Here is a 22577-nt window from a genome sequence, read left to right on the forward strand (position 1 = left end):
ACCGTGGCCTGCAGGGCGTTTTCGGCATTTTCAAGGCACTAGAAAACCTGCTCCGTGGAGGGTTCCAGGAGGCGCGGACGTTTATTCGGGGCTTAAGGCCTTAGATGTCGGGCCAAAACCCATAAGTCACATTCGGGTCGATTGAATTTGCAAATGAGGGTGATAGAGGGCATAGTCTCGCCTTCTTTACAACTTCAGCCACGGTCGTGCCCATGCTAAATCGCTTCGCACCCCTCGTGCCTCTCGCACTCGTCACCCTGTTGTTTGGTTGCGCCGCACACTCTCCAGTGTCCCAGCAGCACGCGCCACAACAGCAGGTTCAACGCTCCGTTGCCGCTCAGTCTTCCACTGTTTATCAGGAAGAACTGGTCACCGAAAAAGAACTGGCCGAGTTCGCTGACAGCAAGCCGTACCAGCTCCCGCTGCTGGCCGACAGCATTCTCGAACGCGGCATGTCCCTGATCGGTACCCGCTACCGTTTCGGCGGCACCTCTGAAGCCGGTTTCGATTGCAGCGGTTTCATCGGTTACCTGTTCCGTGAAGAAGCCGGCATGAACCTGCCGCGCTCCACCCGCGAAATGATTAACGTCGATGCCCCCCTGGTCGCGCGCAACAACCTCAAGCCGGGTGATCTGCTGTTCTTCAGCACCAATGGCCGTGGCCGCGTCAGCCACGCCGGGATCTACCTGGGCGACGACCAGTTCATCCACTCCAGCAGCCGCCGTAGCGGTGGTGTGCGGGTCGATAAGCTGGGCGACAGCTACTGGAGCAAGACGTTCATCGAAGCCAAGCGCGCCCTGGCCATGGCCCCGACCACGATGACCGCTCGCAAGTAAGCGTCCTCCCTGGGCACCGCCCGGGGATAACCCTTCACTTTATAAGCCGAACTTAAAGTCTTACTTGAAGTTTGACTCATAGCCGCTAGAATCCCGACATGTTGTTGCTAACGAGCCGTGTATGCCTTGCATGCGCGGCTTTGTTTTCAGCGCCTCGGCAGAGAAAGCCGCAGCCAGATCAGGATTGTTCTGCCCATGTCGACCTCCGCCCGTCTCGCCTTCCTTATGCTCGTTGCCCTGCTGGGCGGCTGTGCCAGCCATACCGTACCGCCGGCCAAAGTGGTACGTGCCCCGGTGTTCGCACCGACCCAGGGCTTCTCCCCGGTTGCTGATGATGTGCTGTTCCGCGCACTTGGCCTGGTGGGCACGCCCTATCGCTGGGGCGGCAATACGCCGGATTCGGGTTTTGATTGCAGCGGCCTGATCGGCTTTGTCTACCGCGATGCGGCGGGCATCGCCTTGCCGCGTTCTACCCGGGAAATGATTGGCATGCGCGCCCAGGACGTCGACCAGAATGCCCTGCAAACCGGCGACCTGCTGTTCTTCGCCACCAATGGCGGTTCCCAGGTCAGCCACGCGGGCATCTATGTGGGTGAGGGCCGCTTCGTCCACGCTCCGGCCACGGGCGGCACGGTCAAGCTCGACAGCCTGTCCAAGGCCTACTGGCAGAAGGCTTACCTGAGTGCCAAGCGGGTGCTGGCGCCGGCTCAGCTGGCGCACAACCCTTAAGGCGTCCCCCTCGCGGAGGTTCTCGTGACCGCTCGCAGCATCACCCTCGACGACCCCCTCTACCAATACCTGCTGGCCGTGTCCCTGCGCGAAACGCCGTTGCTTGAGCGTTTGCGCGAGCACACCCAAGCCTTGCCCATGGCCCGCTGGCAGGTGGCGCCCGAGCAGGGCCAGTTCCTTGCCTTGCTGGTGAAACTGACCGGCGCCAAGCGTTTGCTGGAAGTGGGCACCTTCACCGGCTACAGCGCGTTGTGCATGGCCCAGGCCTTGCCGGACGACGGCACACTGCTGTGTTGCGACATCCCCGGCGACTACAACGCCACCGCCCAGGCGTATTGGCGGGAAGCGGGCGTGGCCGCGCGCATCGAGCTGCGTCTGGGCCCGGCCCTGGAAACCCTGGAGCACATCGAACGCCAGGGCTTGTGCGGCAGCTTTGACTTGATGTTCATCGACGCCGATAAAGCCAACTACCCGGCTTACCTGGAAAGCGCCCTGCGCCTGCTGCGCGGCGGCGGCTTGGCGATTTTCGACAACACCCTGTGGAGCGGGCGGGTGCTGGAGGCCCACCCGCAAAGCGCCGACACCCTGGCCATCCAGGCCCTGAACCTGGCCTTGAAGGATGACCCGCGTGTCGATCTGTCGCTGTTGCCGGTGGGCGATGGTTTGACCTTGTGCCGCAAGCGTTAGCGCGCTGCGGTTACCCGCCACACCTTGTTGCCTACATCATCGGCCACCAGCACTGCGCCTTGCCGGTCGAGCGCCACGCCCACCGGGCGGCCCATGGCGTTTTCCTCGGTGTCGAGGAACCCCGTCAGTAAATCCACCGGCGGCCCGCTGGGCTTGCCCGCGTTGAAGGGCACGAAGATCACTTTGTAGCCACTGTGGGGTTTGCGGTTCCACGAGCCGTGCTGGCCGATAAAAGCGCCGTGGGTGAAGGGCGCCGGCAATTGGCTGCCCGTGGCGAAGGCCAGGCCCAGGGACGCGGTGTGCGGCCCCACCGCATAATCCGGGGCGATGGCCTTGGCCACCAGGTCCGGGTTTTGCGGGGTGACGCGCTCGTCTACATGCTGGCCGTAGTAGCTGAAGGGCCAGCCGTAGAAGCCGCCGTCGCGCACCGAGGTGATGTAGTCCGGCACCAGGTCGCTGCCGATTTCGTCCCGCTCGTTGACCGCCGTCCACAACGCACCGCTGTCCGGCTCCCAGGCCAGGCCGTTGGGGTTGCGCAGGCCCGAGGCGAATATCCGCGCCTTAGCGCTGGCGCGCTCGACTTCCCAGATCGCCGCGCGGCCTTCTTCTTTCTCCAGGCCGTTTTCCCCGACATTGCTGTTGGAGCCCACCGTGACGTACAGCTTGCTGCCGTCTTGGCTGGCGATGACGTTTTTGGTCCAGTGGTGGTTGAGCGGCCCGCCGGGCAAATCCACCACCTTGCTGGCCGGCGCTTCGATGCGGGTCTGGCCGGCGGTGTAGGGGAAGCGCAGCAGGCGATCGGTGTCGGCCACGTAGAGGTCGTTGCCCACCAGGGCCATGCCGAACGGCGAGTTGAGGTTGTCCAGGAACACCGTGCGGGTTTCGGCGACGCCATCGTGGTCGGCGTCGCGCAGCAGGGTGATGCGGTTCGGGCTCGGCACGGTGGCGCCGGCGCGGGCCATGATTTTTTCGCTGATCCAGCCGCGCAACCCGGTGCTGTCCTCGGGTTTGGCCGGGGCGTTGGTTTCGGCCACCAGCACGTCGCCGTTGGGCAGCACGTAAAGCTAGCGCGGGTGCTCCAGGCCTTCGGCGAACGCGGCGACCTGGGTGCCGGCCGCCGCCACGGGTTTGCCGCCCGCCGGCCAGCCGATGGCCGGGGCGACGTTGACGGTGGGGATCAGGGTTTTGTTCGGCGCCGGCAGGCGCGGCGACGGCCCGGTGCCGTCGGAAACTTGCAAGGTGGACGTCTCGCCGCAGGCAACCAACCCGGCGGCGAGCACAACGATAAAGGCGGAGCGAGGCTTGAACATGGGCATTTCCCTATGAGTACGCGGCGGTAAGCATAGGGCAGTGGGCGCGGCGCGGGGTTCAACCTTATCCGCGAGCCTCTTTGAACAGCACGGCGATGCCGGGTTGGTAGTTGCCCGCCTCGTTGCGCAACTTGCGGTAGGCATAGGGGAAGTACCAGGCCACGGCGCAGCTGTACTCCTTTTGCAGGTCGTCGACCATGTCCTGGAGTTCTTCGGGGGTGGCGCTGTGCTGGGTTTTTTGCGGGGCGACGAACAGGCAGCCCAGCTTCAGGTCGCTGGGGTAGCTGATGCGGCGGGCGGCGCTGGTGATATCGAGCAGGGCCTGCTCCAGGTTCAGGTGGTTGATCTGGGGCCAGCGCTGGCTGGCTTGCACGTAGGCCCATTCGTCCTTGCTGGCGATGTACAGGTCGGCGCGGGCATTGCGCTCACCGTTTTCCAACTGCTTTTTGGTGGGCGCATGTTCCAGGGTGACCATTTCGGCCATCCAGGCTGCGGCCGAGAGCAGCCCCAGGTTGGCCCGCTCGTCTGACCAGTACGGCGCCTTGTTGTCGCCGCGCACCCGGTTGTAGCGATCGATGCAGTCAAACCAGCGCTCCAGCATCGGTCGCAAAAATTCCAGCTTGGGGTTGCTGATAATCATGCCTTGCATCGTTCACTCCCTTGAGTCGATCGTGTTTGGGTTATGGCTATTTGATATCGCCGCTTCCAGCCTGGCACAAGATTGGCGCCCGTTTATTGACCCATCGCAGTCAATCAACCCTGGCGGCCCCGGGTTTCATTGACGCTCCACCCCCAACCCTCTAACCTTCGCCGCTTGTTTCAGGTGCCCTGTGGCCAGCGGTCGACAGGGTGAAACAGGGAAGCCGGTGAGTGCGTGCGCCAAGCGCGCGGTCACGATCCCGGCGCTGCCCCCGCAACGGTAAATGAGTCAAGGCTGTGCTTTTTGCCACTGTGCCCACCCGGGCATGGGAAGGCGCACCGCCCGGGGCAACCCACTCATGAGCCCGGAGACCGGCCTGATCCATCCAACGGCATCACGGTGGGCGATGCCAGGCTTGTTGCCGTCCTTTATTCCTGCCCGCCGTTATCCAGCCCCAACGGAGAGCTGCCCCATGACCGATTCCCCCGAACGCGACGAGCGCCACCTGGCGCGCATGCTGCGCAAAAAAGCCGTGATCGATGAACGCATCGCCAACTCGCCCAACGAGTGCGGCTTGCTGCTGGTGCTCAGCGGCAACGGCAAGGGCAAGAGCAGCTCGGCGTTCGGCATGCTCGCCCGCGCCATGGGCCACGGCATGCAGTGCGGCGTGGTGCAGTTCATCAAGGGCCGCAACAGCACGGGCGAGGAGTTGTTTTTCCGCCGTTTCCCCGAGCAGGTGCGCTTTCACGTGATGGGCGAAGGCTTCACCTGGGAAACCCAGGACCGCCAGCGCGACATCGCCGCCGCCCAAGCGGCGTGGGCGGTATCGCGCCAGTTGCTCAGCGACCCGGCCATTGGCCTGGTGGTGCTCGATGAACTGAACATCGCCCTCAAGCACGGCTACCTGGACCTGGACCAAGTGCTCAGCGACCTGCAGGCCCGCCCGCCGATGCAACACGTGGTGGTCACCGGCCGTGGGGCCAAGGAGCAAATGATCGAGCTGGCCGACACCGTCACCGAAATGGGCCTGCTCAAGCACGCCTTCCAGGCCGGCATCAAGGCGCAAAAAGGCATCGAATTGTGAGTGTGCGCCAGTGCCCGGCCGTGCTGATTGCGGCGCCGGCGTCCGGCCAGGGCAAAACCACGGTCACCGCCGCCCTGGCGCGCCTGCATCGTAACCAGGGGCGCCAGGTGCGCGTGTTCAAATGCGGCCCGGACTTTCTCGACCCGATGATTCTGGAGCGTGCCAGCGGTGCGCCGGTGTACCAACTGGATATGTGGATGGTGGGCGAGCAGGAAAGCCGTCGCCTGTTGTGGGAAGCGGCGGGGGAGGCCGACCTGATCCTGATCGAAGGCGTCATGGGCCTGTTCGACGGCACGCCCTCCAGTGCCGACCTGGCGCGCCACTTCGGCGTGCCGGTGCTGGGCGTGATCGACGGCACCGCCATGGCCCAGACCTTCGGCGCCCTGGCCCTGGGCCTGGCGCGCTACCAACCGGACCTGCCCTTTGCCGGGGTGCTGGCCAACCGCGTCGGCACCCTGCGCCATGCGCAACTGCTCGAAGGCAGCCTCACCGAAGGCCTGCGCTGGTACGGCGCGTTGTCCCGCGAGACGGGCATCGAGCTGCCCAGCCGCCACCTAGGCCTGGTGCAGGCCAGTGAACTGAACGACCTCGACCTGCGCCTGGACGCGGCCGCCACGGCTCTGGCCAGCAGTTGCGAAGTGGCCCTGCCGCCCGCCGTGGCCTTCGCCGCGCCCCAGCCGGTGGTTGCCGAGCCGTTGTTGGCCGGCGTGCGCATCGCCGTGGCGCGGGACGAGGCGTTCGCCTTCACCTATGGCGCCAGCCTCGACCTGCTGCGGGCGATGGGCGCCCAGTTGCACTTCTTCTCACCTATTCATGACAGCGGGTTGCCCGAGGCCGACAGCCTTTACCTGCCCGGCGGTTACCCGGAGTTGCACCACGTCGCGTTGGCGCAGAACACGCCGATGCTGGAGGCTATCCGCGCCCACCACCGCGCGGGCAAACCGTTGTTGGCCGAGTGCGGCGGCATGCTGTATCTGCTCGACTCCCTCACGGACGTCGAAGGCGTGAGTGCACCGCTGCTGGGCCTGTTGCCGGGCGCTGCGGTGATGCAAAAACGCTTGGCGGCCCTGGCCCTGCAAACGGTGGACCTGCCCGAAGGCAGCCTGCGTGGCCACACCTATCACCATTCGCTGACCACCACCACGCTGGCCCCCATCGCCCGGGGCCTGAGCCCCAACGGCGGGCGCGGCGCCGAAGCGGTGTACCGGGACGGGCGGATGACGGCCTCCTATGTGCACTTTTACTTTCCGTCCAACCCGCGGGCGGTGGCGGCTTTGTTTATGCCCCAGACCGCTATCGCGAGCAGGCTCGCTCCCACAGAGGCCGGTGAAACTCCTGTGGGAGCGAGCCTGCTCGCGATAAGCCAATGACCGACAACGCCTTCCCAGAGGCCGACCGCGCCGCCGTCTACCGCGCCATCGCCGAGCGCCGTGACATGCGCCACTTCAGCGGCGGCACGGTGGCGCCGGCGTTGCTGCGCCGCTTGCTCGAAGCCGCCCATTGCGCCCCCAGCGTGGGGCTGATGCAGCCCTGGCGCTTTATCCGCATCAGCGACCGGGCGCTGCGCGGGCGCATCCAGCAGTTGGTGGAAGAGGAACGGGTGCGCACCGCCGAGGCGTTGGGTGAGCGTTCCAGTGAGTTCATGAAGCTCAAGGTCGAAGGCATCAACGACTGCGCCGAAGTGCTGGTGGCGGCCCTGAGCGATGACCGCGAGCGCCACGTGTTCGGCCGCCGCACCTTGCCGGAAATGGACCTGGCCTCGCTGTCTTGCGCCATCCAGAACCTCTGGCTGGCGGCCCGCGCCGAAGGCCTGGGCCTGGGCTGGGTGTCGCTGTTCGAGCCCCAGGCCCTGGCCGACCTGCTGGGCCTGCCCGCCGGGGCCAAGCCCTTGGCGGTGCTGTGCCTGGGGCCGGTGGAGGCATTTTATCCAGCACCGATGCTGGTGCTCGAAGGCTGGGCCCAGGCCCGGCCGTTGAGTGAGTTGTTGTTTGAGAACCAATGGGGAGTGAGTCAATGAGTGTGGCGTTGTTGAGTGCCGCCGCGGTGGCGCTGGATGCGTTGCTGGGCGAGCCCAGACGCTGGCATCCGCTGGTGGCGTTCGGCGCGTTCGCCGAGCGCATCGAGCGGCGTTTCAATGCCGCCGGGCGCGGCTGGCGTAGCCACGGCGTGACCGCGTGGGTGCTGGCGGTGCTGCCCTTGACCCTGGCGGCTACAGCTTTGTCGTGGCTGCCCTACATCGGTTGGCTGGTGGAAGTCCTCGCGTTGTACTGCGCCCTCGGCCTGCGCAGCCTCGGCGAGCATGTGGCGCCAGTGGCCCAGGCCCTGCGCGCCGGTGACCTGGCAGAGGCGCGCAAACGCGTCGGCTACCTGGTCAGCCGCGAAACCGCCGAGCTGGACGACACTGCCGTCGCCCGGGCGGCCACCGAGTCGGTGCTGGAAAACGGCAGCGACGCGGTGTTCGCCGCGCTGTTCTGGTTTGCCGTGGCCGGCGCGCCGGGGGTGGTGCTGTATCGCCTGAGCAATACCCTGGACGCCATGTGGGGCTATCGCAACGAACGCTTCGAGCGCTTCGGCTGGGCGGCGGCAAAAATCGACGACCTGCTCAACTACATTCCCGCGCGGCTGGTCGCCTTGACCTACGCGCTACTGGGCAAAACACGCCTGGCGCTTAAATGCTGGCGCACGCAAGGCCCTACTTGGGACAGCCCCAATGCTGGCCCGGTAATGGCTGCCGGCGCGGGTGCCCTGGGGGTGGAGCTGGGCGGCGCGGCGGTCTATCACGGCGAGTTGCACCAGCGCCCGACCCTGGGCGAAGGCCCACCGGCCGACGCCGATGCCATCGACCGTGGCTGGCAACTGGTGCAGCGCGGCGTGTGGCTGTGGTTGCTGATCTTGTGCATGGGGGCCGAATTCTATGCTTGAACACGGTGGGCGCCTGCGCAAAGCCTGCGCGCAATACGGCATTGCCCAAGACGAGTGGCTGGACCTCTCCAGCGGCCTGGCGCCGTGGCCCTGGCCGATCCCGCCGATCCCGCTGCGGGCCTGGGCGCGCCTGCCGGAAACCGAGGATGGCTTGGAGCAAGCTGCCCGCGACTACTACGGCGCCGCCCACGTGCTGCCGGTGCCCGGCTCGCAAGCGGCGATCCAATTGCTGCCGCGTTTGCGCCGCGTGGGCAAGGTCGGCGTGCTGTCGCCGTGCTATGCCGAACATGCCGAGGCGTGGCGCCGTGGCGGCTACATCGTGCGGGAAGTGTCGCAGGCTGAAGTCGACTTCTTTATCGACCAACTCGACGTGCTGGTGGTGGTCAACCCCAACAACCCCACGGGCCTGAGCCTGCCCCCCGAGCGCCTGCTGGACTGGCACGCACGCCTGGCCCAGCGCGGCGGCTGGCTGGTGGTGGACGAAGCCTTTATGGACAACACCCCGCACCTGAGCCTGGCCGGGCATGCGCACCAGGTTGGGCTGATCGTGCTGCGTTCGTTCGGCAAGTTCTTCGGTTTGGCCGGGGTGCGCCTGGGCTTCGTGCTGGCCGAGCGCAAACTGCTGCGCTTGCTGGCCGATCAGGTCGGGCCCTGGGCAGTGGCCGGGCCGACGCGGGTGCTGGGGCAATTGTGCCTGGCCGACAGCGCTGGCCACGCCCGCCAGCGCCAGCGTAGCGAAGTGGCCAGCGCACGCCTGGCCCAGCTGCTGGAAGCACACGGCTTTGCGCCCCAGGGCGGTTGCGCGCTGTTCCAGTGGCTGCGCACCGAGCACGCCGCGCAGGTACAGGATTTCATGGCGCGGCGCGGCATTTTGCTGCGCCTGTTCGCCCACGACAGCAGCCTGCGCTTTGGCCTGCCAGGGGAAGAGGCCGACTGGCTGCGCCTGGATCAGGCCTTTGCCGCCTACACCCAGGAAAACCCATGACCACCCTGATGGTGCAGGGCACCACCTCCGATGCTGGCAAAAGCACCCTCGTCACCGCGCTGTGCCGCTGGCTGGTGCGCCAAGGCGTTGCGGTGGTGCCGTTCAAGCCGCAAAACATGGCGCTCAACAGTGCAGTGACCGCCGATGGCGGCGAAATCGGCCGCGCCCAAGCGGTGCAGGCCCAGGCTGCGAACCTGCAACCCCACACCGACATGAACCCGGTGCTGCTCAAGCCCAACAGCGATACGGGCGCCCAGGTCATCATCCATGGCCGGGCGGTCGCCAGCATGAACGCGGTGGCCTATCACGACTACAAGGCCATCGCGATGCAAGCGGTGCTGGCCTCCCACCAGCGTTTGAGCGCGGCCTACCCGGTGGTGATGGTGGAGGGCGCCGGCTCGCCGGCGGAAATCAACCTGCGTGCCGGTGACATCGCCAACATGGGCTTTGCCGAAGCGGTGGACTGCCCGGTGCTGCTGATCGCCGACATCAACCGTGGTGGCGTGTTCGCCCATTTGGTTGGCACCCTGGAGCTGCTCTCGGCCAGCGAACAGGCGCGGGTCAAGGGGTTCATCATCAACCGCTTTCGCGGCGACCTCGCCCTGCTGCAACCGGGCCTGGATTGGCTTGAGGCTCGCACCGGCAAACCGGTGGTGGGCGTGCTGCCCTACGTGATGGACCTGCACCTGGAGGCCGAGGACGGCATCGACCAACGCCAGGCCGACAAGGCCGAACAGGTGCTCAAGGTGCTGGTGCCGGTGCTGCCGCGCATCAGCAACCACACTGATTTCGACCCGCTGCGCCTGCACCCCCAGGTGGATTTGCAGTTCATCGGCCCCGGCCAGGCTATCCCGGCGGCAGACCTGATAATCCTCCCCGGCTCCAAAAGCGTGCGCAGCGACCTCGCGTACCTGCGCGCCAACGGCTGGGACACGGCCATCCGCCGCCACCTGCGCTACGGCGGCAAGCTGTTGGGCATTTGCGGCGGTTTGCAGATGCTCGGCCAGCAGCTCCACGACCCCTTGGGCCTGGAAGGCGCGCCGGGTTCCAGTGCCGGGCTGGGCCTGTTGGCCTTCGACACGGTGCTGGAGCAAGAGAAGCAACTGCGCAACGTGCGCGGCCACCTGGCCCTGGAGAACGCGGCGGTCAGCGGTTACGAAATCCACGCCGGGGTGACCACCGGCGCGGCCTTGGAACACCCCGCCGTGCACCTGGACGATGGCCGTCGCGACGGCGCCCACAGTGCCGATGGGCAGATTCTGGGTACCTACCTGCACGGCCTCTTTGAAGCCCCCCCAGCCTGCGCCGCGCTGCTGCGCTGGGCTGGGGTGCAACAGGTGCAGGAGGTGGACTACCACGCCCTGCGCGAGCGCGATATCGAACGCCTGGCGGACATGGTGGAACAGCATTTGGATACCGGCCTGTTGCGCGAGTTATGCGAGGTTTGAGTGGTGGGAGCGAGCCTGCTCGCGATAGCGCCCGTCACCACACCCCCTTTAAAGGAAAAAGCCCTATGCACCAACTGATCCTCGGCGGCGCCCGTTCCGGCAAAAGCCGCCTGGCGGAAAAACTCGCTGCCGACAGCGCTCTGGCGGTGACCTATATCGCCACCAGCCAAGCCCTGGACGGCGAAATGAGCGCGCGCGTTGCCCATCACCGCGAGCGCCGCCCGGCCCACTGGGGGCTGATCGAAGAACCCCTGGCATTGGCCCGGGTGCTGCGCGACAACGCCCGCGCCGACACTTGCCTGCTGGTCGATTGCCTGACCCTGTGGCTGACCAACCTGCTGATGCAGGACGACCCCGCGCGCCTGGCCCAGGAGCGCGAACACCTGCTCGACTGCCTCGGCGCCTTGCCGGGGCAGATCATTTTCGTCAGCAACGAAACCGGCATGGGCGTGGTGCCTATGGGTGAGCTGACGCGCCGTTATGTCGACGAGGCCGGTTGGCTGCATCAAGCCCTGGCCGAGCGTTGCCAGCGCGTGGTACTGACCGTCGCCGGGCTACCCCTGACGTTGAAAGGAACCCCCTTATGAAGCAATGGTGGCTGAACCCGTGCCGCACCCCCGACGCCCAGGCTCGCGAGCAAGCCCTGGCGCGCCAGCAGCAATTGACCAAGCCGGCCGGCTCCCTGGGCCAGCTCGAAGCGTTGGCGGTGCAGATGGCGGCGCTGCAAGGGCGGCTCAAACCTGCGGTGCAGCAGGTGTGGATCGCGATTTTCGCCGGCGACCACGGGGTGGTGGCCGAGGGCGTGTCCGCCTACCCGCAAGCGGTGACCGGGCAGATGCTGCACAACTTCGTCAGCGGCGGCGCAGCCATCAGCGTGTTGGCGCGGCAACTGGCGGCGCAATTGGAGGTGGTCGACCTGGGCACCATCGACCCGGCGCTGAACCTGCCGGGCGTGCGCCACCTCAACCTGGGGCCGGGCACGGCGAATTTCGCCAAGGCCCCAGCCATGACCGCGGCCCAGGGCCAGCAGGCCCTGGCGGCGGGGCGCGACAGCGTGCTGCGGGCGCGGGCGGCGGGCGCCGAGTTGTGGATTGGTGGCGAAATGGGCATCGGCAACACCACCAGCGCCAGCGCCCTGGCCTGCGCCTTGCTCGATTGCCCGGTGAGCCACTTGGCCGGGCCCGGCACGGGGCTGGACGCGGCGGGGGTCAGCCACAAAGCCGTGGTCATCGAACGGGCCCTGGCCCTGCACCCCGCCCAGCGCGGCGACCCGTTGCAGACCCTCTATAACCTGGGCGGTTTTGAAGTGGCAGCGCTGGTGGGCGCTTACCTGGCCTGCGCCCAGGAAGGCATCGCGGTGCTGGTGGACGGCTTTATCTGTAGCGTCGCGGCCCTGGTGGCCGTGCGCCTGAACCCAGGCTGCCGGCCGTGGTTGCTGTTTGGCCATCGCAGTGCCGAGCCGGGCCATCGCCATGTGCTGCAGGCCTTGCAGGCTGAGCCGTTGCTGGACCTGAGCCTGCGCCTGGGCGAGGGCAGCGGTGCGGCGCTGGCGGTGCCGTTGCTGCGCCTGGCCTGCGACCTGCACGGGCAAATGGCAACCTTCGCCGAAGCCGCCGTGGCGGATCGCCCGGCATGACCTTGCGCCTAGACCTGCTGCGCCACGGCGAAACCGAGCTGGGCGGCGGCTTGCGCGGCAGCCTCGACGACGCCCTGACCGAGCACGGCTGGGCGCAGATGCGCGCGGCGGTGCAGGCCCAGGGGCCGTGGGACCGAGTGCTTAGCTCGCCGCTACAACGCTGCGCCCGTTTCGCCGAAGAACTGGGCGCGCGCCTCGGTGTGCCGGTGCACCTGGAAGCCGATCTGCAAGAACTGCATTTTGGCGCCTGGGAAGGGCGCAGCGCGGCGGCGCTGATGGAAACCGACGCCGAAGGCTTGGGCCTGTTCTGGAGCGACCCTTACGCCTTCACCCCACCCGAGGGCGAGCCGGTGACGCAGTTCGCCGCGCGGGTGCTGGCGGCGGTGCAGCGTTTGCACCGCGCCTACGCCGGGCAGCGGGTGTTGCTGGTCAGCCACGGCGGGGTGATGCGCCTGCTGCTGGCCCGCGCCCGGGGCTTGCCCCGCGAGCAATTGCTTAACGTCGAAGTGGCCCATGGCGCGCTGTTCGCCTTGCGGGTCGAGGCTGACGCTGTGTTGCACGAGGAGGCTTGAGCATGTTGGCGTTCTGGATCGCCCTGCAATTTCTCAGCTGCCTGCCGATCCGCTTGCCGGGCATGCCCGCGCCGCAAGAGTTGGGGCGTTCCCTGCTGTTTTATCCGCTGGTGGGCTTGCTGTTCGGCGCGGTGCTGTGGGGGCTGCACGGGTTGCTGGCGGGTACGCCATTATTGCTGCACGCGGCGCTGTTGCTGGCGGCCTGGGTGGTGCTCAGCGGCGGCTTGCACCTCGATGGCCTGGCCGACAGCGCCGATGCCTGGCTCGGCGGTTTTGGCGACCGGGAGCGCACCCTGGAGATCATGAAAGACCCGCGCAGCGGGCCCATTGCCGTGGTCACCCTGGGGTTGGTGTTGCTGCTCAAGTTCACCGCGTTGGTGGCGTTGATCGAGCAGGGCGGCGCCATGGCCCTGGTGGTGGCGCCGTTGATCGGCCGCAGCGCTTTGCTTGCGCTGTTCCTCACCACCCGCTACGTGCGTGCCGGCGGTTTGGGCCAGGCCCTGGCCGACCACGTGCCGCGCCAGGTCGGCCAGCAGGTGTTGGTGGCCAGTGGTGTGGCGTGTGTGGCGCTGGGCGGTATCCCCGGCGGCTTGGCGGTGCTGCTGGCGGCGCTGCTGTTCGTATGGCTGCGCCGGGTGATGATCCAGCGCTTGGGTGGCACCACGGGCGATACCGCCGGGGCACTGCTGGAGCTGCTGGAAATGGCGGTGCTGGTGGGTTGGGTGCTGTTTTGAACGGGGCGGCGGCGCGGCCGGCGCTGAATCATTTCGTTGCTTTTGCCGGACTGCGGGTATATACACGCACCATGCTTCCTTCTCAGTGTTTGTGCACCAACCTGCGTCGCGCCGCCCGTGGCGTCAGCAGGCATTACGACGGCGCCCTGGATGGCTTCGGGATCAACGTCGCCCAGTATTCCCTGCTCTGTAACCTGCAACGTCTGGACCAGCCGAGCATTTCCAACCTGGCCCAGGCCATGGGCCTGGACCGCAGCACTTTGGGCCGCAACCTGCGGGTGCTGGAGTGTGATGGCTTGGTGACCCTGGTGGAGGGCGAAGACCAGCGCAACCGCGTCGTGCAACTCACCGAAGCGGGGCGCGAACGACTGGCAGCGGCCCTGCCGGCATGGGAAGCGGCGCAGCAACGCTTGATCGAACGACTGGGCGCAGAAAAACGCGAAACCTTGTTGGCCTTGCTGGACGAACTCGCCTAAGCGATTTTGTTTGTTGATAAGCGGGTATATACCCGCGACTGGAGAATAAAAATGACAACGATGTGGCGAACCAGTGGTTGGATTTTGCTGGGCAGCGCGCTGATTTTGGCGCTGTCCTTGGGCGTGCGGCACGGCTTTGGCCTGTTCCTGGCGCCGATGAGCGCCGATTTTGGCTGGGGCCGGGAAGTGTTCGCCTTCGCCATCGCCCTGCAAAACCTCATCTGGGGCCTGACCCAACCCTTCACCGGCGCCCTGGCCGACCGCTTCGGCGCGGCCAAAGTGGTGTTGATCGGCGGCGTGCTGTACGCCGTGGGGCTGATCTGCATGGGCTTGTCCGACTCGGCGCTGACCCTGTCCCTGAGCGCGGGTTTGCTGATTGGCGTGGGCCTGTCGGGCACCTCGTTCTCAGTGATTCTCGGCGTGGTGGGGCGCGCCGTGGCGCCGGAGAAACGCAGCCTGGCCATGGGCATCGCCAGTGCTGCCGGGTCTTTCGGCCAGTTCGCCATGCTCCCCGGCACCCTGGGCCTGATCGGTTGGCTGGGCTGGTCGGCGGCTTTGCTCGTGCTGGGCCTGCTGGTGGCGCTGATCGTGCCGCTGGTGAGCATGCTCAAGGACAAGCCGTTGCCCCTGCTGGGCCATGAACAGACCCTGGGCGAAGCGCTACGCGAGGCGTGTTCCCATTCCGGGTTCTGGCTGCTGGCGGTGGGGTTTTTCGTTTGCGGCTTTCAAGTGGTGTTCATTGGCGTGCACCTGCCGGCCTACCTGGTGGACCAGCACCTGCCCGCCACCACCGGTACCACGGTGCTGGCGCTGATTGGCTTGTTCAATATCTTCGGCACCTACACCGCCGGGTGGTTGGGCGGGCGGATGTCCAAGCCACGCCTGCTCACGGGCCTGTACCTGCTGCGCGCGGTGGTGATCGGCCTGTTCCTGTGGCTGCCGGTAACCCAGGTCAGCGCTTACCTGTTCGGCATGGCCATGGGCTTTTTGTGGTTGTCCACGGTGCCGCTGACCAACGGCACCGTGGCCACACTCTTCGGCGTGCGCAACCTGTCGATGCTTGGCGGCATTGTCTTTCTCTTCCACCAATTGGGCTCGTTCCTCGGTGGCTGGCTAGGCGGCGTGGTGTACGACCGCACGGGCAGTTATGACCTGATCTGGCAGGTGGCGATCCTCCTCAGCCTGCTGGCGGCGGCGCTCAACTGGCCGGTGCGCGAGCGCCCAGTGGCGCGCTTGCAGGTCGCGCTATGAAGCGAGTGCTGCGCACCTGTGTGGCTCTGGCCCTGGCGGCGCTGTTGCTGGGCCTGGCCTGGTGGGGCTGGCACCAGGGTGGCCTGGCGTTGATGCAACTGGGCATGGGCGCTTGCTAGAGGCGCGGGAGGGCGAGTAACGTCACCCTCCAACGACTTTTCAAAGGACATTCACCATGCTGATGCGCTGGCTTGCGGTTCCCGCCCTCTTGGCGGCCATGGGCGGCTCGGCCTTGGCGGGGGAATGCGCGCCGCTGTTGCAGGGCTCGCTGCCCAAGTTGCATGCCAAGGAAACCATCGACCTGTGCCAGCGTTTCGCCGGCAAGCCGCTGGTGGTGGTCAACACGGCGAGCTTTTGCGGCTTCGCCCCGCAGTTCAAAGGCCTCGAAGCCTTGTACCAGCGTTACCAGGGCGAGGGGCTGGAGGTGATCGGCGTGCCGTCCAACGACTTCAAGCAAGAAGCCAAGGACGGCGCCGAGACGGCCAAGGTGTGCTACGTCAATTACGGCGTGACCTTCACCATGACCGAGCCGCAGCACGTGCGCGGCGCCGATGCCACCCATCTGTTCAAGGTCCTGGCCGAACAGAGCAGCGCGCCGAAGTGGAATTTCTACAAGTACGTGGTGGACCGCCAGGGCCGGGTAATTGCCAATTTTTCCAGCCTGACCAAGCCGGACAACGCTGAATTCCTCCAGGCCGTGGAGCAGGCCCTGGCCTCCAAACCCTGATCGCCGGCCACGAAAAAGCCCCGCCTCTGTGTAAGAGCGCGGGGCTTTTTTGTACGCGGCGGCCTATCAGAAGCGGTAGGTAGCGCCTACGCCAAAACCGTTGGCCGAGTTCTCATACTTGGCTTTGTAGGATTGGCGGCCGTTGTTGTCGTCGACCCGCACCGATTCTTCACGCAGGTACGAGTACGCCACGTCGATGGTCAGGTCGTCGGTCGGGCTCCAACCAGCGCCGATGCTGAGGATCTTGCGATCGCCAGTGGGGATGCGCGGCGAGCGGTTGGTGTTGTTGGTCGGTGCCTGGTCGAACGACAGGCCGGTGCGCAGCACCCATTGCTTGTTCAACTGGTACGACGCGCCGATGGCGTGGGCCCAGGTGTCGTGCCAGTTCTGTTCTTCGGTGATTTCGCCGAACTGGCCGGCCAATGCGCCGGGTACACCGCTGTTTTCCACGGTGATTTCTTTGAGGCGGCTCCAGCGGGTCCAGGTGGAACCGGCGTAGAGGGTCCACTGGTCGTCCAGGGCGTGGGTCACCGAGAAGTCCACCGACTCTGGGGTTTCAAGGCTCAGGGAGGCGTCGTACTTCTGGCTGGCTTTCTGGCCGATCAGGCCCAGCACGCCGTAGTTGACCTTGGTGTCGCCCTCAAGCTTGTACTTGACCTTGGAGTGGTAGGTCAGGCCCACGCGGGTGCTGTTGGTGGCCTGTACCAGAATGCCCACGTTGTAGCCCAGGGCCACGTCGTCACCCTTGATCTTGACCTTGCCATCGGGGATGTTCGCGGCGGCCGGGGTCACCGACAGGGCGGACTCCAGGGCACCGGTGATGCGGTTGATGGTCGGGCCGAAACCGATCGACACCTGGTCGTTGAAGGCGTAGCTCACGGTGGGCTGCAAGGTCATGACCTTGACGTCGCTCTTGCTGCCGAAATAACGGCCGGCAAAGCCGCTTTCGTAGTCGGTGACCAGGCCGAATGGGGCATACATGCCCAGGCCGAAGGTCCAGTGGTCGTCGATGGGTTTGACGTAGTAACCCATGGGCACGCCGATGAACGGCACCATGTCGCCCTTGCTGGAGCCGGGGTGGCTGGCGCTGACATCGCTGATATCGGTGTGGGCGTCGAGCAGTGCGATACCGCCGGTGACTTGTTCACGCTTGAGGCGGGACATACCGGCAGGGTTGCCAAAAACGGTGCTGGCGTCGTCAGCGATGGACGAACGCCCGGCAAAACCAGTACCCATGCCACTGATGCTCTGTTCGTTGATGGCAAAGCCACTGGCGAAGACCTGCGTGGACGCCATCATGACGGCAAGGCTAAGGCTGGATTTGAGCATTACTTTTTTCATTATTAGAACTCCTGGAAATCACCGGGGCGGAAATTACCAACATTTTCGCTCAAGCGCTATAGCGCTGTAATGCTTGAGTTAGAGCGGTTTTGTAGGACAATCCGACCATTTTCCCAGCGCGTTCCATGCAATCTTGCAAAACGCCCGATTAGCAGGCGATTTGGCTGGCAGGGGCGATGCAGGTGTGCCAGGCACGGGTGAAATCCCGCAGGCGACCCTGGGGTTGAAACGTCTGACGCCAGATACGGGCCATGCCCAAAAGGTCGTCGGGTTCGGGGAGTACGGCCTGTTGTTCTTCTACCAACAGCCAGGCAATGGCGGTGGCGTAGCGCAGGTTGACCGTTAGCTCCAGGTGCGGGCCGCTGAGGAAGGCATGTTGGCTGGCCAGGCCGCGTACCAGGCTGGCGCGCTCCGGGTCCAGGGCCAGGTAGTGGTCCCACAGGGCGCGGTGGCGGGGTTCGGCGATGCGGTACAGGCCATGGCCGCGGCGGTCGTGCAGGGCGGTGCCGAGGGCCGACTGGCTGGCGGCGATGCCCAGCAGCAGGGTTTCTGCGGTTTGACTGTGGGCCCCGAGGTAAAGCAGGGTCGGACGAATCACGTAGCGGCACAGTTCGCTGGCGGCGATACCCATAAAACCCTCGGAACCGAAAGGTGGGCGGCGATGCCTGATGGCGCTTGGCAGCAGGGAAGGGAGGATCAGGCTCGCCGCAAGCGGATCATGCCGCTTGAGTTGAAGTGTAGTGTCATATTGCGGCTGTAAAGGCCTGTTTTAACAACATTTCTGGCGGCGAGTTATAACCGATATATCTGTTCGATCTTAGTTGTCCAACGATCGGGCAAAGTGTGCGGGCAATAAAAAGCCTCGCTTTTAAGGCGAGGCTTTTGGGTGTTTCAGCCTTTACGGCGTATCAGGCAACCAGTGCCTGACGGGTACGCTCGATCACGGCCTGCAGCGGCTCGGCGCTGGAGTACTGGTCGGGGTACAGGCGTTCGCTGTGACGGGCGATACCGTGTTCGTTGACCAGCGTGAAGCTGAAACAGCCTTTGCGTGCTGCCATGATGAGGCAGTTCATAGGTGCAAAAGCATTGGTTAGGGTGCGAATGGCATCCTGAGTATGGATTTGAGTCGACATAGTTATTAGGTGTTCCTACAAATGACACGGTTAAGAACCGTGCAACGTTAAAACGTTCCAGTAACGTCGACCACCATTGGTCGAACGAAGAACCCGACTGGAACAAAGCAGCCAGTGGAGAGCGCAATTAATTGGCGCGCTTGGGCTGGCAGGTAGGTACTTAGGAGGGCAGGCAGCACATCAAGGGCAAAGGTTCTGGGCCCAGGGTGAAGATCCTGATCAATTTGCAGGTTGGTTCGGTCAGAGTATGAAAACTTCGCAGCACCCTTTGCAGTTCAAAGGCAGTGTTGGCGTAAGTGATACCTGGAAACCATCGAGGTGGTCGGACCCCGTGTTGTCGGTAGAGGCTTCTCTTTAGGGAAGGTTTACCGGGGGACTGTGCGACCGTAATTGACTTTCAGCTTGGTACTAACGCCGCGGATACTAACGCATTGAATTTGAGAAAGGAAGTGTGATAGGCAAAAAACTTGCCAGGGTGGGTTTGGCGCGCTTGGCGGGGGTAGCACAAAATTGTTTTTTTGCCTGCACGCCGGCTGGCTGTGCGCTTGTGGTGCGTGGTGGCGGATGGGGGCGGGGATTATCGCCGTGGCGAGCTAAAAAGGGGCGCCGATATAACCGCTTCATGGGTACTTGTGCACAAAAGTTGCGCCGCTTGTCACCGTGCTGTCACCTGGCCCCGCTGCGCCGGTGCTGCCTGCATGGGAAATTTAAGTCAATGAAAAACATCGTTTTTTTTTGCTGGTGAAAAAATCGTCAGTTTGAGCGCGAGCCCCGGCCCGTGGGGGTTTGAGGCGGTTCGGGGGCAGTTGTCCACTGAGTTATCCACAGCTTCTGTGGATTGTCCCAGGCGCTTGCTCTAGCACGGGCGTGCCGCAATTTTTTCAGCTTTACCCGTGGGAAAAAAGGAGTAGAGTGGCGCGCCCTGCGATCTACCCCACAGTGCTTTATGAAGTTTCGCTCAGTATCAAACTCTGTTATCCAGGCACCTAGCGGTGTTACCGAAACTCGCCGTTTCACCTTGCGCGTGGCCGTGTGGCTGCTGGACAACCCGCGCCTGGCCGCCAACTACAGCGTCAAGCACCTGGCCGGCCGTTTGCTCAAGCAACCGGCCCGTGAAGGGGTGGTGATGGCTCAGAGCCGTTTGGGCCAGTTGATGTGCCGCGAATGCGGCAATGCCCGCGACCGCCGCATCGGCCACGACCTGCTGCGCCAGGCCGCCCGCGCCGGCGATGAGCGCGCCCAGCAAGAACTGGCGCAAATCGAAGGCTGAGCTGTCCCTGGCGCCAGGCCTTGGTTAACCTTCGGCTTTTATCCCGATGGCAGGAGTGGCTATGGCTGTGGACTTAATCAGCATCGTGCTGGGGCTGGTGGCTGCCGGGTTGCCGCTGTTGGTGCTGGCCTGGCAGATCCAGCGCCGCGCCGCCAGCGCCCAGGCTGGCCTGGCGTTGCTCGAAGAGCGCCTCAACACCGCGCAACTGGCCCAGGAAGGGCTCAATGCCCAACTCGACGCGGCCCGCGACGAAATCAGCGACCTGGGCCAGGCCAATACCCTCAAACAGGCGGAACTGGCGGCCCTGCGCCGCGAGGTCGAGCTGTTACAGATCGAGCGCGACAATGCCCGCGATGCCGCCCACGCCTGGAACCTGGAACGCGCCGGCAAGGACGCCGAACTGCGCCGCCTCGACGCCCAGGCTGCCGCCCTGGCGGCCGAGTTGCGTGAGCAGCAGGACAGCCATCAGCAACGCCTGACCGATCTGCAAGGCTCGCGGGACGAGTTGCGCGCGCAGTTCGCCGAGTTGGCCGGGAAAATCTTCGACGAGCGCGAGCAGCGTTTTGCCGAGACCAGCCAGCAACGCCTGGGGCAATTGCTCGACCCCTTGAAAGAGCGCATCCAGTCCTTTGAAAAGCGCGTCGAGGAAAGCTACCAGGCCGAAGCCCGCGAGCGTTTTTCCCTGGGCAAGGAGCTTGAACGCCTACAACAACTGAACCTGCGGCTGAGTGATGAAGCCACCAACCTGACCCGCGCCCTCAAAGGCCAGAAAACCCAAGGCAACTGGGGCGAGCTGATCCTGGAGCGGGTGCTGGAGCACGCCGGGCTGGAGAAGGGCCGCGAGTACCAGACCCAGGTCAGCCTCAAGGGCCCGGACGGCGAGCGCTTTCAACCGGATGTGCTGATCCTCTTGCCGGGCGACAAGCAGGTGGTGGTCGACTCCAAGGTCAGCCTCACTGCGTATCAGCAGTACGTGGCGGCCGACGATGACGGCGTCGGCCAGATTGCCCTCAAGCAGCATGTGCTGTCGTTGCGCAATCACGTCAAAGGCTTGGCCGGCAAGGACTACAAGCGGTTGGAAGGGCTGCACAGCTTGGATTTCGTGTTGCTGTTCGTGCCCATCGAGGCGGCGTTTTCCGCCGCCCTGCAAGCCGAGCCGAACCTGTTCCAGGAGGCGTTCGACCGCAATATCGTGATCGTCAGCCCCACCACCCTGCTGGCCACGTTGCGGGTGATCGACAGCCTGTGGAAGCAGGAGCGCCAGAGCCAGAACGCCCGGGAAATCGCCGAGCGCGCCGGGTGGCTGTACGACAAGTTCGTGCTGTTTATCCAGGATCTGGACGAAATTGGCGGGCGTTTACAGCAGTTGGACAAAGCCTACGCCTCGGCGCGCAACAAGCTGACAGAAGGGCGCGGCAACCTGGTCAGCCGTAGCGAACAACTCAAACTGCTCGGCGCCCGCGCCAGCAAAAGCCTGCCGGCCGACCTGCTGGAGCGGGCCATGACCGATGAAGATGGGCAGATGCTGGAGTTGCCGGAGTAGAGCGCGCAGCAGGTTTTTTGTAGGCCCGAGTTTGTTGTGGGAGCAGCTGTATTACCCCTGCCATTCGTCACCGCCACTCAGCGGCCATCGCGAGCAGGCTCGCTCCCACAGAGGAAAGATCAAAATCCCACCCACACCACTGTTCAACTGTGGGAGCGGGCCTGCCCGCGATGAGGCCGGTACTGCCAAGCCGCATCTATACAGCCCAACCACCGCCATCGCGGGCAAACCCGTTCCCACAAGGATTAACTCCCCCCGGGTCGCTCAAGCCACCGATCTTTGCCGCCCAGCGGCATAACACCGCCGGTTTTTCGTCTTTGTGTTGGCCCTTGCAATGGGCTGCCAGCGGCCAATCCCCCCGTGGCGCTTGCTCGCGAGGCGTCACAGAGTGAGTTGGTCTGCAAATTGCTTGTGGCTCAGTCAGTACAGCAGTGGGCGGCAAACGTCCGGCATGCAGAGGAACGACTGTGGACAAGTACCTTTATGTGGCAATGACCGGCGCCAGCCAGAATGCCTTGGCGCAGAAGGCTCATGCCAACAACCTGGCGAACATCTCCACCAACGGTTTCCAGCGCGACCTGGAGCAGGCGCGCTCGATGCCGGTGTTCGGCGACAGCTTTCCGGCGCGGGCCTTTGCCCTGACCGAGCGGCCGGCCACGGATTTCAGCGCCGGCTCCCTGGTGGAAACCGGGCGGGACCTGGACGTGGCCGTGAGCGGCAATGGCTGGATCGCCGTGCAGACCCCGGATGGCGGTGAAGGTTATGTGCGCACTGGCAGCCTGAATGTCGACGCCCTGGGTATGTTGCGCGCCGGCAATGGCATGCCGGTGATGGGCAATGGCGGGCCGATTGCCGTGCCGCCCGAGCAGAAGATCGAAGTCGGCCAGGACGGCACCATCAGTATCCGCGCCATGGGTGAAGGCCCGCGGGTGATGGCCGAAGTGGACCGCATCAAGTTGGTCAACCCGGACCTCAAGACCATGACCAAAGGCCTGGACGGTTCGATCCACACCAAGGACGGCCAGCCCGCGCCGGCCGACGCCAATGTGCAATTGGTGTCTGGGTTCCTGGAGTCGAGCAACGTCAATGCGGTTGAGGAAATGACCTCGGTGCTGGCCCTGGCCAAGCAGTTCGAGCTGCACATCAAGATGATGAACACCGCCAAAGAAGACGACCAGGCCATGGCTCGGGTCTTGCAGATCAGCTAATCACCACAACGTCGCGCCGTAAAACAGGCGCACGAGGAGAATCGA

At 64.9% G+C, this 22577-nt stretch carries 24 protein-coding genes, 1 pseudogene and 1 riboswitch; of the genes and pseudogenes, 20 read left to right on the top strand and 5 right to left on the bottom strand.

Annotated features, from left to right (window positions below; genetic code table 11):
* The first annotated feature begins 212 nt into the window (after nucleotides 1–212).
* From AC19YT_RS10045 to AC19YT_RS10055, 3 genes are all read left to right on the top strand, one after another.
* Nucleotides 213–836, top strand: coding sequence for a C40 family peptidase (locus AC19YT_RS10045; protein WP_095106918.1), 624 nt, complete (start codon nucleotides 213–215; stop codon nucleotides 834–836).
* 195 nt (nucleotides 837–1031) lie between these two features.
* Complete coding sequence (locus tag AC19YT_RS10050; protein WP_095106921.1) at nucleotides 1032–1565, top strand: C40 family peptidase; 534 nt, start codon at nucleotides 1032–1034, stop codon at nucleotides 1563–1565.
* A gap of 24 nt (nucleotides 1566–1589) precedes the next feature.
* Entirely contained in the window at nucleotides 1590–2252 is a 663-nt protein-coding gene (locus AC19YT_RS10055; RefSeq protein WP_500610172.1) for a class I SAM-dependent methyltransferase, read from the top strand.
* On the opposite strand, the pseudogene AC19YT_RS10060 reads toward AC19YT_RS10055, so the two are convergent.
* Together AC19YT_RS10060 and AC19YT_RS10065 are read right to left on the bottom strand one after the other, a co-directional pair.
* Nucleotides 2249–3562: pseudogene (locus tag AC19YT_RS10060) on the bottom strand (PQQ-dependent sugar dehydrogenase). The gene AC19YT_RS10055 and the pseudogene AC19YT_RS10060 overlap by 4 nt on opposite strands.
* 64 nt (nucleotides 3563–3626) lie before the next feature.
* Entirely contained in the window at nucleotides 3627–4211 is a 585-nt protein-coding gene (locus AC19YT_RS10065; protein WP_095106927.1) for a hypothetical protein, read from the bottom strand.
* 155 nt (nucleotides 4212–4366) lie between these two features.
* Nucleotides 4367–4596, top strand: a riboswitch (cobalamin riboswitch).
* Between the two features lie 78 nt (nucleotides 4597–4674).
* On the opposite strand from AC19YT_RS10065, the gene cobO reads away from it, so the two are divergent.
* The 14 genes from cobO to AC19YT_RS10135 all read left to right on the top strand — a co-directional run bounded on the left by cobO (nucleotide 4675) and on the right by AC19YT_RS10135 (nucleotide 16037).
* Nucleotides 4675–5286, top strand: coding sequence for a cob(I)yrinic acid a,c-diamide adenosyltransferase (cobO, locus tag AC19YT_RS10070; protein WP_500597564.1), 612 nt, complete (start codon nucleotides 4675–4677; stop codon nucleotides 5284–5286).
* On the top strand, nucleotides 5280–6656 hold the full coding sequence (locus AC19YT_RS10075; protein WP_095106929.1) for a cobyrinic acid a,c-diamide synthase CobB: 1377 nt from the start codon (nucleotides 5280–5282) through the stop codon (nucleotides 6654–6656). The genes cobO and AC19YT_RS10075 overlap by 7 nt, the downstream gene beginning before the upstream one ends.
* Nucleotides 6653–7303 (top strand): 5,6-dimethylbenzimidazole synthase, encoded by a 651-nt coding sequence (bluB, locus tag AC19YT_RS10080; protein ID WP_095106931.1) that lies wholly within the window; start codon nucleotides 6653–6655, stop codon nucleotides 7301–7303. The genes AC19YT_RS10075 and bluB overlap by 4 nt, the downstream gene beginning before the upstream one ends.
* On the top strand, nucleotides 7300–8208 hold the full coding sequence (gene cbiB, locus AC19YT_RS10085) for an adenosylcobinamide-phosphate synthase CbiB (protein ID WP_500610173.1): 909 nt from the start codon (nucleotides 7300–7302) through the stop codon (nucleotides 8206–8208). The genes bluB and cbiB overlap by 4 nt, the downstream gene beginning before the upstream one ends.
* The gene (gene cobD, locus AC19YT_RS10090; RefSeq protein ID WP_095106935.1) at nucleotides 8201–9193 is read left to right on the top strand and encodes a threonine-phosphate decarboxylase CobD; all 993 of its coding nucleotides are present in this window, start codon (nucleotides 8201–8203) and stop codon (nucleotides 9191–9193) included. The genes cbiB and cobD overlap by 8 nt, the downstream gene beginning before the upstream one ends.
* Nucleotides 9190–10641, top strand: a complete 1452-nt coding sequence (locus tag AC19YT_RS10095) for a cobyric acid synthase (RefSeq protein WP_500610174.1) — start codon at nucleotides 9190–9192, stop codon at nucleotides 10639–10641. The genes cobD and AC19YT_RS10095 overlap by 4 nt, the downstream gene beginning before the upstream one ends.
* A 65-nt stretch (nucleotides 10642–10706) precedes the next feature.
* On the top strand, nucleotides 10707–11228 hold the full coding sequence (gene cobU / locus AC19YT_RS10100) for a bifunctional adenosylcobinamide kinase/adenosylcobinamide-phosphate guanylyltransferase (protein ID WP_095106939.1): 522 nt from the start codon (nucleotides 10707–10709) through the stop codon (nucleotides 11226–11228).
* Nucleotides 11225–12277, top strand: coding sequence for a nicotinate-nucleotide--dimethylbenzimidazole phosphoribosyltransferase (cobT, locus tag AC19YT_RS10105; protein WP_500610175.1), 1053 nt, complete (start codon nucleotides 11225–11227; stop codon nucleotides 12275–12277). The genes cobU and cobT overlap by 4 nt, the downstream gene beginning before the upstream one ends.
* The gene (gene cobC / locus AC19YT_RS10110; RefSeq protein ID WP_095106943.1) at nucleotides 12274–12849 is read left to right on the top strand and encodes an alpha-ribazole phosphatase family protein; all 576 of its coding nucleotides are present in this window, start codon (nucleotides 12274–12276) and stop codon (nucleotides 12847–12849) included. The genes cobT and cobC overlap by 4 nt, the downstream gene beginning before the upstream one ends.
* Nucleotides 12850–12851: 2 nt before the next feature.
* Nucleotides 12852–13583 (top strand): adenosylcobinamide-GDP ribazoletransferase, encoded by a 732-nt coding sequence (locus tag AC19YT_RS10115; RefSeq protein WP_500597556.1) that lies wholly within the window; start codon nucleotides 12852–12854, stop codon nucleotides 13581–13583.
* Nucleotides 13584–13654: 71 nt separating this feature from the next.
* On the top strand, nucleotides 13655–14059 hold the full coding sequence (locus AC19YT_RS10120) for a MarR family winged helix-turn-helix transcriptional regulator (RefSeq protein WP_095106951.1): 405 nt from the start codon (nucleotides 13655–13657) through the stop codon (nucleotides 14057–14059).
* A gap of 60 nt (nucleotides 14060–14119) precedes the next feature.
* The gene (locus tag AC19YT_RS10125; protein WP_176465041.1) at nucleotides 14120–15310 is read left to right on the top strand and encodes an MFS transporter; all 1191 of its coding nucleotides are present in this window, start codon (nucleotides 14120–14122) and stop codon (nucleotides 15308–15310) included.
* Nucleotides 15307–15429, top strand: a complete 123-nt coding sequence (locus AC19YT_RS10130) for a hypothetical protein (protein WP_256576493.1) — start codon at nucleotides 15307–15309, stop codon at nucleotides 15427–15429. Before AC19YT_RS10125 ends, AC19YT_RS10130 begins: the two co-directional genes overlap by 4 nt.
* A 56-nt stretch (nucleotides 15430–15485) precedes the next feature.
* A complete protein-coding gene (locus AC19YT_RS10135; RefSeq protein ID WP_095106958.1) occupies nucleotides 15486–16037 on the top strand; it encodes a glutathione peroxidase in 552 nt (183 codons plus the stop codon).
* Between the two features lie 66 nt (nucleotides 16038–16103).
* On the opposite strand, the gene AC19YT_RS10140 is transcribed toward AC19YT_RS10135, so the two are convergent.
* The 3 genes from AC19YT_RS10140 to AC19YT_RS10150 form a co-directional block, all read right to left on the bottom strand.
* Nucleotides 16104–17378, bottom strand: a complete 1275-nt coding sequence (locus AC19YT_RS10140; protein ID WP_500610176.1) for an OmpP1/FadL family transporter — start codon at nucleotides 17376–17378, stop codon at nucleotides 16104–16106.
* A 148-nt stretch (nucleotides 17379–17526) separates the two neighbouring features.
* Complete coding sequence (locus AC19YT_RS10145) at nucleotides 17527–18009, bottom strand: hypothetical protein (RefSeq protein WP_500610177.1); 483 nt, start codon at nucleotides 18007–18009, stop codon at nucleotides 17527–17529.
* A 277-nt stretch (nucleotides 18010–18286) separates the two neighbouring features.
* Nucleotides 18287–18511 carry a hypothetical protein gene (locus AC19YT_RS10150; RefSeq protein ID WP_007898912.1) on the bottom strand — a complete coding sequence of 75 codons (225 nt, stop codon included), beginning with the start codon at nucleotides 18509–18511 and terminating at the stop codon, nucleotides 18287–18289.
* Nucleotides 18512–19457: 946 nt separating this feature from the next.
* Between AC19YT_RS10150 and AC19YT_RS10155 the strand changes: the two genes are divergently transcribed.
* The 3 genes from AC19YT_RS10155 (at nucleotide 19458) to AC19YT_RS10165 (ending at nucleotide 22532) form a co-directional block, all read left to right on the top strand.
* On the top strand, nucleotides 19458–19781 hold the full coding sequence (locus tag AC19YT_RS10155) for an SEL1-like repeat protein (protein ID WP_095106964.1): 324 nt from the start codon (nucleotides 19458–19460) through the stop codon (nucleotides 19779–19781).
* A gap of 175 nt (nucleotides 19782–19956) precedes the next feature.
* Nucleotides 19957–21324, top strand: coding sequence for a DNA recombination protein RmuC (locus AC19YT_RS10160; RefSeq protein ID WP_176465042.1), 1368 nt, complete (start codon nucleotides 19957–19959; stop codon nucleotides 21322–21324).
* Between the two features lie 467 nt (nucleotides 21325–21791).
* Entirely contained in the window at nucleotides 21792–22532 is a 741-nt protein-coding gene (locus tag AC19YT_RS10165; protein ID WP_095106968.1) for a flagellar basal body rod protein FlgF, read from the top strand.
* The last annotated feature ends 45 nt before the right edge of the window (nucleotides 22533–22577 follow it).

The organism is Pseudomonas sp. MF08875, assembly GCF_059862525.1.